Origin of the sequence: Methanomethylovorans sp. PtaU1.Bin093 (assembly GCF_002067275.1) — an archaeon.
Taxonomy (GTDB): domain Archaea; phylum Halobacteriota; class Methanosarcinia; order Methanosarcinales; family Methanosarcinaceae; genus Methanomethylovorans.
Genome location: NZ_MVQX01000096.1, coordinates 1 through 10,861, shown reverse-complemented (window position 1 = coordinate 10,861; position 10,861 = coordinate 1). Strand labels below are relative to the sequence as shown.

Here is a 10,861-nt window from a genome sequence, read left to right as displayed (position 1 = left end):
TTTTCAAAGGACTATTAGATATTGCATGTTTCATCCTATGCTGGAAAAAGGTGTGAGGGAAGTTTTGAAACAGGCGCTGAAAATATAAGAAACAAAGTTCTCCCATAATAATTCAACATTGTTTCTCAGCCTGCTCTACTTTATTCAAATAATGCGCGCTTCCAACAGTGGCAGGTACGCTGCTCTGAATGAAATCAGCTAGACTTTCGATTATGCTTTTAAGCTTAAAAGAAAGGAGTTTGCTGCTGGAGCCGCATCTTCAAAAAAACTCAAATGCTGCTCGACAAAAAGGACGAACCCGTCCTCAACGATACGGGATCCTAAAAGTGAAAATACTTCCTTTTCCGACCTCGCTTTCCACCCATACACTACCGCCATGCATCTCAGCATACTTTTTAACAAGGACCAGACCAAGCCCGGTTCCCTGATGCTCACGTGTCATATATGAGTTCAGCTGTTTAAATGGCTGGAACAGTTTACCAAGATCCTTCGTTGCAATGCCTATCCCGGTATCTATTACACTGATCTGAAGCATATTATCAAAACGCTGCGCAGTAATACCTACATAACCCTTATCCGGGGTGAATTTGATGGCGTTGCTCGTAAGGTTGTAGAGGATCTGTTTGAACTTTATTTTATCTGCAGAGATATTTTCAAGGCCTGACTCTATCTTTATGTCAAGTTCAATGTTCTTCTTAAATGCAAGGGGAGATATTAGTGCCTTTATCTCTTCTATTGCGTCATAAATTGAGAACAATTCGCGGTCAAGTTCCATTTTACCTGCTTCGGCCTTTGAAAAATCAAGGATATCATTGATGAGTTCCAACAGATGTCTACCGCCTTTAAGAATGTGATCTATATACCTTGCCTGTTTTTCATTCAGGCTCCCGGCAGTTCCTTCGAGCAAAATATCAGAAAAACCTATTATGGAGTTAAGCGGGGTTCTCAACTCATGGCTCATGGTAGCCAGGAATTCACCCTTGCTTCTGTTTGCATCCTCAGCAGCGATCTTAGCATTCAATAATATTTCCTCAGCCTGCTTTCTCTCGGTAATGTCCCTGCAGACGCAGAAGATCAGCTTTTTTCCTCCAAAGAAAGCTGCATTCCCACTTATTTCCACGTTGATGAAGGTACCATCCTTGCGGCGATGCGTAGTTTCATGAATGACCCCTCTATTGTCAGCAAGCCGGATCATTTCCAGCAACTGCTCTTTCGTATAGTGGATATCCCAATCCCACATGTGTAGTGTAAGGAGCTCCTCTGGAGAATAACCCAGCATTTCAGCGTATCGTTGATTTGCTTCACAAACCTTACCATTCTGGTCAAGGATAACTATGCCATCTTTTGATTGTTCGATCAGGATGCGTCTTCTTGCTGCCTCCTCTGCGAGCCTGTCCTCAGCCTGCTTTCTGTCAGTGATATCCTGTATCGTTCCAATAACTACATTTCTTTCAGCAAAATATTCTGCCACCGAATGTATATCACGGACTGAGCTATCGTTTTGCCTTATGATCCTAAAATGAACATCATATGTTTTTTTGCTGCTCACAAGATCCCTGAGTGCCGTATCAAGCATAGAACGATACTCTGGTAAAGGAATAGCTTGTATATCTTTGATGGTAAGTTGTTTAGTTTCAAATCCATAGATCAGGAATGCTTGTTCGGAAGCATCTACCTTACCGGAACTCAAGTCTATCTCCCAGCTTCCAAAGCCTCCGACCTTCTGTGCAGTACGCAGCTGCATTTCTCTCCTTTGCAACTCTTCTTCAGCCAGCTTGTGCCGTGTAATATCCCGGCCAACGCCCAATACACCTATCAAATGCCCATTTGAGTCATACATAGGACTTTTAATGGTTTCAAGGAATTCTCTATGCCCATCATCAGCAAAAAAGATCTCCTCCTCATTCACGCTGGGTTTGCCTGCATCCATGGTTTTTCTGTCATTCAGAGTGAAAAGGTCTGCAAGGTCCTTTTCCACAAAATCATAGTCTGTATTCCCGACAATTTCTTCTTCCTTCGCACCGAAAAATCGTTCGAATTTTGGATTACACATCAGATAAACACCATTCCGATCTTTCAACCAGACAAGATCTGGAATGGTGTCCACCAATGTGCGCAATTGTCCTTTGCTATTTAAAAGCGATCTCTCTGTTAACTTAAGGTCCGTTATGTCTTCTCCAACACTGGTAATACTGGAAATCCTGCCACTTCCATCCTTCAGCACAGTATTGGTCCAGGCAATAACTCTTTTATTTCCGTCTTTAGTGACGATCTCATTTTCGTGGTATGATGGGAAATCTGCAGTTTCAATTGTTCTTATGAATACATGTTTTACTTCAGGGACTATCTCTGCAGGTAAAAAAATATCAAACCAATTATTGTGCAGGACTTCTTCTCTGTTCCATCCTGTAAGATCGAGCAAATGGTCATTACAGAAAATAATATTTGCATTTGCATCCAGCATAACTCCGGCAAGTTGCAGGTTATTGAGGACACTGGAGAGATAATTTTCATATCCTTTCTTTTCTGGTTCTTTCATTTCCAGTTTGTTGACATTCACATTTTGTAGGATCACACTCGCCGGATGATTTTTTGACAGTGGCTGGGCTTTTAGTATGAACCAGCAGTCTCCTGTGGGACCTGTGGATCGATACTTAAATTTGAATGCTTCTGATCTGCCTTCGATGACATCTCTTATTCCCTGGCCTATGGAAAATGCTTCTTCTCCTTTTCCTGTTAAGTCCATGCAAGCATCTAAAAAATGATTTCCTTCACTGAATCCGGCAATATCCAGACTGTGCTTCAGCGCGAATTCAGTCCAGCTTCCATTTATATAGGTAATGACCCCGGCAGAGGATAATATGATTATACCATCTTCCAGGAGATCCATTGGATCTGCTTTAAGTTGGCCATTTAAAAAAGTATCAGTTTGTGAAGGCATGTATGAACCATATTTTTTAATGGATATTATATAATTGTTGTATTTATATGTTTTCGAAAACATGTAGAATTTTGTTTTGCAATCTATTACTTAACAATCTATTACTTAAACAAGTCTTTCTCCCTTTGTTATATCTAAACTTTTTAAATATGAGAGCTTGATCCGAACTGCAGGCCAAATATAGTCCACAGAACCAAAAATGTGGCTGCGATAAATGCTCAGCAGAAAAACATATATGGTTAAGGGGTGATTTAAGCCACAAGGAGGCATTTTGTGTTCACCATTTATAGATCGATCGAAAATGAGATCATTATTCTTGACAAGATAGAAAAGGGGGCATGGGTGAACATCGTAAATCCTAATGAAACAGAGATATCCTGCCTTTCTGAAGATCTGAAGATACCGATCGAGCATCTTAAAGCTGCTTTGGATGAAGAGGAACGTGCCAGAATCGAACTGGACGAAGAATGCACCATTGTGCTGATAGATATTCCGGTTGCAAGCAAAGATACATCCGAGAGAGGTATTTACTATACGATACCTCTTGGTATCATCATCACTAACGAGAATATTGTAACTGTTTCTTTAAGGGAGAACTCAGTTATAAGGCCATTTTTAGAGAATAAGGTCAAGTCTTTCTGGACATTTAAGAAAACACGTTTTTTGCTACAGATATTTTATCGCAATTCCAAAGTTTATCTCCAATATCTGAGAAACATCGATAAGACAAGCGATGTTATCGAAAGCCGGCTACACAGATCGCTGAAGAACGAGGAATTGATCCAGCTCTTAGAACTTGAAAAAAGTCTTGTTTATTTTTCAACTTCACTAAAGAGCAATGAGATAGTCCTTGAAAAGATCCAGCGGGCAAACCTCATCAAAATGTATCCCGATGATATGGAACTGCTCGAAGATGTAATTATAGAGAACAAGCAGGCTATAGAAATGTCCAATATTTATAGCAATATCCTGAGCGGCACAATGGATGCTTATGCTTCCGTCATTTCTAATAACCTAAACATGGTCCTGAAATTTTTAACATCCGTTACTATAATTATATCAATACCAACAATGGTCGCAAGTTTTTTCGGGATGAACGTACACGTTCCTTTTGAGAACGATGCCCATGCATTCATGATAATATTCATGATATCAATACTATTCTCTGTGATATTATCGGTATTTATGGTACGTAAAGAACTGTTCTAAAAAAATACCTGCAAAAATGAAAAGAATAATTGTAAGTATGAACGAACTGATACAGCCTGATCTATCACCAGTTCAATTCAGCATGATCATTTAGCTGGTCAGCAATAAGCGACCTTTGAAGGTGCATCTTCCATTATCACTTTTGTGATATCCAGAAGTATAAGCATCCTATCTTCCAGCTTACCAACGCCTTTCAGATAGTTGGCATTGATCTTAGTGGAAATGATCTCAGGCACTGGCTCCACCGTAGATAAAGGCAGTCTCAGAACCTCACTTACTGAATCCACTACCATGCCCACAACATTTTCATCTACTTCTGCTACTATGATGCGGGAATTGTCATCGTGTACCTTTTGCTCCATACCGAACCTTGTATCGAGGTTGATGACCGTTATGATCTTGCCTCTTAAGTTGATGACACCTTTTACATAATCTGGAGAGTGAGGAATACGTGTGATCTCAGGTATGCGGATGATCTCCTGTACCTGCATGATGTCAAGTCCGAATTCTTCTTCACCGAGCTGGAATACCACAAGTTGTAACAGTTCTTCAGAACGTGTTTCTTTTTTAAGTCCTGTTTCTTTTTTTAGTGCTAGTTCTGGCATGAAGATACCTCATACGATATATAAATAACATACAGTTAAATTATATATAAGTATTCTTATTGAAATAGGACTCTTCCAAAACAAATGCTGATTCAAAGAAAAAGAGAAAATCAAAAGAAGTTCTTTGAAATAACGACCCTGAAAATAAATAAAATACAAGTTACATAGTATCCACCATAAGCTCATAGAACATGAACCATGTCATTTACAGACTAAATGCTCAAAGAAGCTTGATCTCTAAGCCTACAACAGGCTGTCCCAGTCCAAAGTTTACCAGCACCTGTGGATAGATTTCACCTATGACACCAGCTTTTTTTCCGTTGACAAGTATGTCAGCACGTCTGCCATTTATGAAGGCCGGATCCTCTGATTCTACAACCTCATAGGACATCTGCCTTTCTCGCATAATGGCATCGATTAATTCCCTGACTTCAGTGAAATTCGCACTGGCATGTATGGCTACTGCAGCAAGATGCAGACCATTTTTCCCATTGACAACGACCTCTCCTACTTCAAAGATACGCTGAGGTAGTTCCCTGTGCTGGTTAAGAGATAGTATTTCCATCAGATTAGGCAAAAGGGTAGTCCTTACCATTGTCTGGTCTTCGCTGATGGGATGCATGACACATGTAACATCATCGCTCACAGGACGGCACATCCATTCAAAGTGGACCTTTTCACTGGTAAGTGTAAAGGGCATAACTTCCGAATAACCAAGACCTACCATAATGTTCCTTACATGACCACGCTCCAGTGAGAGCGGATGCTGAGTCCCGATCGTCGCATTCATAGGCAGGATTGGTTTTATGTTCTTGTATCCGTAAGCTATGGCTATGTCCTCAATGAGATCCGAGTTATCCAGGATATCGGCCCTGTAACCTGGGACCTGAACTTCCACGGTGCCGTCTTGAAGCACTTCTGCGCCGAACCGCATACATTCAAGCAATTCAGCAATATCCTCAGGAGATAGCTCGATACCAGAAAGGTCCAAGACCTCCTCAGAGGTAAGTTCCCGGACCTCAGGGAACATATCCGGTGTCATGTTCTCAGTACCGTCGGCATTGATGATGCGTACAAACTCCACATGACCACCCCGCTCAGCAAGAGCACTTGTAACGATGATAAGAGCGGTGTATACAGCATCACTAAGACCTGTAACGTCTATAAAGAGATCTGTAGTGCCCTCATGTACCCGCGTGAGAGTACCGTTTATGATAGGAGGGAAAGAAAGTACATTACCATTGGCATCTGTAATCAGTGGATATTTTGAAAGACCATCTACAAGATGGGCAAACCTTACTCCCTTTGGGTGCTTTTCAAGTATTTCCCTCATGGACAGAGGCTCTGTGAAGTCCAGAGGCACAAAACGGAAATCCGGATCTACTGCCTGATATTTGAAAGGCGGTTCGATATGTGCCATGTCATGCACACCAATGGAAACCTTCTTACGATCACGCCCGATAGCCCAGTGCAGGTCTTCCTGCAGGTCCATAAGGGACTTTATTGAAGAAGAGGTGAACTGCATACCTCTTACAACAGCACATCCCAGGACCGGCCTGACCTCATCTATCGCGGCATCTTTATAGATCTCTACACTGTAAGGTTTGACCTCGTACTCGCAAAGCCCTTTCTCAATCCCAAGGAAGCCACGCATGGCCCTCGCGGCACCCTCGACACTGTATAGGTCAGGGCGGCTTGGGAAAAACTCGATATCAACGTGATCGTCTTCTACCCGTTCGACATCAGCACCGATCATTGGAATGCGTTCGATAATGGTTTTCCTATCTGCACCTGTAAGCTTTTCAAGGTCATTATAATCTAGGGTGATCACTGGCATGGAATGTAGCCTCTTGGTTATTGAAGGACTGAATGCTACCTGAACATGAACCATCTGAGATTTAATGTTTTTGTTCAGTACATGCCCAAAATACCTTACAGCATGATCGATACAAGAACCGTGAGCTTACCCAGGTTGCTTCCGAAAAATACCGTGCTGAACCAGATGATAGGTTCTACTGCTGCCAGTAGATAGCATGCATAATTGTTCATTGAACTTCTTACTTTTTTGATGTAATTGGATGCGTAGAACATAACAGGCACAAAGCTCAGGGAGACAAAAGGTAGCAGCCCAAAGTATACGGAAAGGACCAGAAGTGCAATGGATGCAAAATTAAGACATTTAAGTAATCCAAATTCTTTGTGATTCCCCAGTACGACTGGAATTGTGAGAAGACCATTCTTTCTGTCGCCTTCTATATCTCTCACATCGAACAATATCTGTATGGCGACCATTCTTGTAAACACAAATCCTGCCATGATCAGTGCTGCCTTAGTGATAGGAATGGAATAGTAAAAGAAAAAGAACAGAACCAGCAGGGCCCACACAGCTGAAACGAAGAAGTTCTTAAAGGCAATTATCTTTTTTGTGAGTTGCTTGAAATATGAGCTGTAAAGAAGTCCAAGAACCAGTACAATAAATCCCAGAAACATTGTCATGCTGTTGCTGAAGTGCATGAAAAGCATTGCTAGAACCGCAAAAGATCCTCCAACAACCATATATGTCTTCTTGTTGCCTGAAAGATATTTGGCCCTTGCGGAATTGGTCAGCAGGTCATCAGTTGCACCCTGAGTGTAGTCGTAAAGATAGATCGGATAGAATATCAGATAGATCACAAGCAAAAGGTCCAAACCGATCGGTAAGCCAAAGAGTAGAGAGCACATTGCTACCACGCAGGCAGCACCCAGAGCAAAAAGATGACCTCCAAATATAAACTCCTTCCAGAAAGATATAAGCATTTTTTCTAGATCGATGCTAACTATGTTATTATCGGAACCATACTTGAACATGAAAACCACTAACACGACAGAGAGTGGACATGCTTGTAAGTATTATGAACATAAAATTATAATTTAGAATGAAAATTTGTGCAAAAAAATGATTTCTTGTTCAAAATAAAAATTCTGTTCATAAAAACAGATCATCCATAAAGCCTGCTACACAAAAAGAATTTATGTAAAACACAAACAATAGCCTGATTAAAAAAAATAGAACATTTCCCATGAAAATTTTTATTATTTATAAATGTTCACAGAAATAGTAAAACTATCTCTTTTTGACATGCTTTTCTATGCTTTTTTTGATCTCGTATAGAAATAGTAAAATAATATACTATTTATAAAACAGTACCTATCGCCACGCCTATGGTTTATATAAGCCCTTTATAAGAACATATACATAAATATTATGTCATAAATATTATATTATTAGTTAAAAATATGTTCACAAATATAGCACATTAAAAATTAAACAGACATAAATGGATCTGAAACGAGATCCAAGAAGAAAAAAGGAGGTGTCCAAAATTAAAAAAATTGGATCTACACAATATTGAGTGGGTAGATTCGCAAGGGATTTGGAATAAAAGAGTGTTCTGATTTATAGTTAAACACTCATAATTTGTAACTTATGAATGTTAAAATAGCATTAAATAGATAGTGATGTCAATACCTAAGTTTCAAACAAACGGTTAACAACTATAATTAACAGATCTTGGCGGTCGGAAGAACCAGGGCATATGATGCGGATCCTTTAATTCAGCAGATATTTAGTGTACAGTGAATTGTTCTTTATAGGGGATCGGTGATTCATTGGTGCTGCAATTATCTACAGATGCTGAAGAGGGCCATAATTAATGTGATCTATATTGGTTTTAAAGAAAAGCGATAGCAAAATAAGTCGTCTGATCAATATAGATTAAAAATCGTGACTTTACTAATAAATAGGGAATGTTATATGAACAGTTGTTCCTACGTGTTCCTTGCTTTCGATCCATATCGTGCCACCGTGAGCATCAATGATGGTTTTACAGATGTAAAGGCCTAAACCTGTGCCACCATACCTTCTGGTCATCGAACCGTCTATCTGATAGAATTTTTTGAATATCTCACCAAGCTGTGCCTGAGATATGCCAATACCAGTATCTCTTACTTGCATGTGAAGGCGGTCTGCTTCCCTTTTGGCATTTATAAAAATGCTCCCGCCTGCTGCTGTAAACTTAATGGCGTTCTCTATTATGTGTAACAATACCTGCGGCATGTAATCCTGATCAGCCCTTATCATGGACTCATATGGAGAAACATTACACTCAACATTTATACGGGACTGCTTTATCTGTGAATCCAACGAATACAACGCCTGATCAACAAGTCCTTTCAGGCTGACAGGATCGAACTTGTATTTTGCCTTCCCCGCATTCACAATGTTCAAGAAAAGAAGAGAATCTATGAGCCTTTTAAGACGTATTGAATTACGTACAATTGCATCTATGGCTTTTTTTTGTTTATCATTGAGGGAACCCAGTACCTCCTCATCAAGAAGTTCACTGTAGCCTTTGATACTGATAAGAGGGGTCTTGAGCTCATGGCTGAGGTTTGAAAGGAACTCGTCCTTCATCTTATCAATGGATTTCAGCTCCTCATAAGCATTTGCAAGCTCTACCTCTTTCTTCTTACGATCAGTGATATCCTCGCCGGAACTGATAGTACCCACGATCATACCTGAATCATCCTTTAGCACAACATCATGCCAGAGAATGAGCCTTTCTTCTCCGGCCCGCGTCTGCACGAAATTCTCCAAGAAAGGAGGAGGCGTCATTTCGCCTGCAATGATCTTCTTATAGTTCTCTTTTGTGATATTGCGTACCCTGTCCGGGAGGAAAGTATCGAACCAGTTCCTGCCAAGAACCTCGTTCTCAGTATAGCCAAGGATCTCACATGCCTTCTTGTTGACCAGCAGTATCTTCATATCAGTGTTGACCACACCAATAAGGGATCCTGCAGCATCAATGTATTGATGGGCCTTGTTCCTTTCTTTTATTACAAGCTCTTCAGCCTGCTTAAGATTAGAGATATCAGAAACAATTGCCTGTATAGCAACATTGTTGCTATCGTTACACCAGGTATTCTGGAAATGAATGTTGACCCATTTCATACGACCATCTGAACGCACTATGCGATAACTATGCTCCCCAGAATATCCCTGAACATGAATAGCTTTTTCAGCATGCTGATCGAAAGAGGAGAGATCATCTGGGTACAATAGATTTGCCCAATTAACTCTTCCAGAAAGAAAATCTTCACTTTTGTAACCTGTTATGCTCTGCACGGCACCTGCAATGAAGCGTATATTGTAAAAGGGATCAGCCTGAAAGAAAATGCCTTTGAAATTCTTCACAAAACACGCATATTTTTCTTCCATCCGTCTAACTTGTTCATCCATATATCTTGAATTCGACCCATCCTCAAGGATGATCAACAATGTTTCTGTGCCCTCTTCTGCTACTTTCAGAGGGTAGATCTTCCAGCAATAGGATTGTTCACCCTGAAGTGTGATGAGAGAGCATTCAATGTCCATGGGGGAGAAAGATGTGTCAAGGAAGTCCAGTAAACAGGAATAACATTTCTCTCGTATATGGTCGCGTGCTTCTTCGGGAACAAATGCCTCAAACCAATCTATACCTTTGATCTCCGTTCCCTTAGACACCAAGATTGCAGATGTTCGGGTACTTGCGTGACGAATACGCATATTCTTATCCAGTACGACTACCATTGCACCCATAGTTTCAAAGCAAAATGATGCCATTGAAGATGTACCATCTTCAAGATCTTGAACCAATCTGCGCAACATATCCATATTTAGTAAAGATTGTGTCGATTTTGCACATTTAAGGTCAAGATAATTGTTTTCCGCATTCATGATAACAACAGAACCACTTTGAAGAGGATGGAAATAAACAATTAAATGTATAATCATATCTTATATATATGTTTCTACATAGATTTTGTACCTGCTACTTCTTTTTCAAATCGACTCTTTACACTTAGCTAATAAAAAGATACTATCAACCCCAACACAATACGAATAAAAATCTACTGTGGTAGTGACCCTTGATCAAACTTGGATTAAGGGTTTAAAATCTGGATTATATTTGGATTATTCATGCAACAATAACTATATATATAAAGATAAATCATCTATAAAACTAATATAATATAATTCATAATATAGTATGTTTCATAGATTGGTGGAAAAATGACAGAGAATTCC

Annotated in this window: 6 protein-coding genes; 1 reads left to right on the top strand and 5 read right to left on the bottom strand. The window is 40.0% G+C overall.

All coding sequences use genetic code 11. The features are described 5' to 3' along the window. Positions 1-304 precede the first annotated feature (304 nt). Entirely contained in the window at positions 305-2,890 is a 2,586-nt protein-coding gene (locus A4E24_RS10600; protein WP_292353359.1) for a PAS domain-containing sensor histidine kinase, read from the bottom strand. A gap of 324 nt (positions 2,891-3,214) precedes the next feature. On the opposite strand from A4E24_RS10600, the gene A4E24_RS10595 reads away from it, so the two are divergent. Next, positions 3,215-4,150 (top strand): magnesium transporter CorA family protein, encoded by a 936-nt coding sequence (locus tag A4E24_RS10595; RefSeq protein ID WP_292353358.1) that lies wholly within the window; start codon positions 3,215-3,217, stop codon positions 4,148-4,150. 98 nt (positions 4,151-4,248) lie between these two features. On the opposite strand, the gene A4E24_RS10590 is transcribed toward A4E24_RS10595, so the two are convergent. The 4 genes from A4E24_RS10590 to A4E24_RS10575 form a co-directional block, all read right to left on the bottom strand. Next, complete coding sequence (locus A4E24_RS10590) at positions 4,249-4,755, bottom strand: chemotaxis protein CheW (protein ID WP_292353357.1); 507 nt, start codon at positions 4,753-4,755, stop codon at positions 4,249-4,251. A 220-nt stretch (positions 4,756-4,975) separates the two neighbouring features. Beyond that, on the bottom strand, positions 4,976-6,592 hold the full coding sequence (gene pheT / locus A4E24_RS10585) for a phenylalanine--tRNA ligase subunit beta (protein WP_292353356.1): 1,617 nt from the start codon (positions 6,590-6,592) through the stop codon (positions 4,976-4,978). Positions 6,593-6,687: 95 nt separating this feature from the next. Further along, on the bottom strand, positions 6,688-7,602 hold the full coding sequence (locus tag A4E24_RS10580; RefSeq protein ID WP_292353355.1) for a UbiA family prenyltransferase: 915 nt from the start codon (positions 7,600-7,602) through the stop codon (positions 6,688-6,690). 925 nt (positions 7,603-8,527) lie between these two features. Continuing rightward, positions 8,528-10,510, bottom strand: a complete 1,983-nt coding sequence (locus A4E24_RS10575) for a PAS domain-containing sensor histidine kinase (RefSeq protein ID WP_292353354.1) — start codon at positions 10,508-10,510, stop codon at positions 8,528-8,530. Between the last annotated feature and the right edge of the window lie 351 nt (positions 10,511-10,861).

Bases quoted from the DNA above. Each gene is read 5' to 3' on its own strand.
- A4E24_RS10600 (WP_292353359.1), bottom strand. From the start codon at position 2,890: ATGGATCTCCTGGAAGATGGTATAATCATATTATCCTCTGCCGGGGTC.
- A4E24_RS10590 (WP_292353357.1), bottom strand. From the start codon at position 4,755: ATGCCAGAACTAGCACTAAAAAAAGAAACAGGACTTAAAAAAGAAACA.
- pheT (WP_292353356.1), bottom strand. From the start codon at position 6,592: ATGCCAGTGATCACCCTAGATTATAATGACCTTGAAAAGCTTACAGGT.
- A4E24_RS10580 (WP_292353355.1), bottom strand. From the start codon at position 7,602: ATGTTCAAGTATGGTTCCGATAATAACATAGTTAGCATCGATCTAGAA.
- A4E24_RS10575 (WP_292353354.1), bottom strand. From the start codon at position 10,510: ATGAATGCGGAAAACAATTATCTTGACCTTAAATGTGCAAAATCGACA.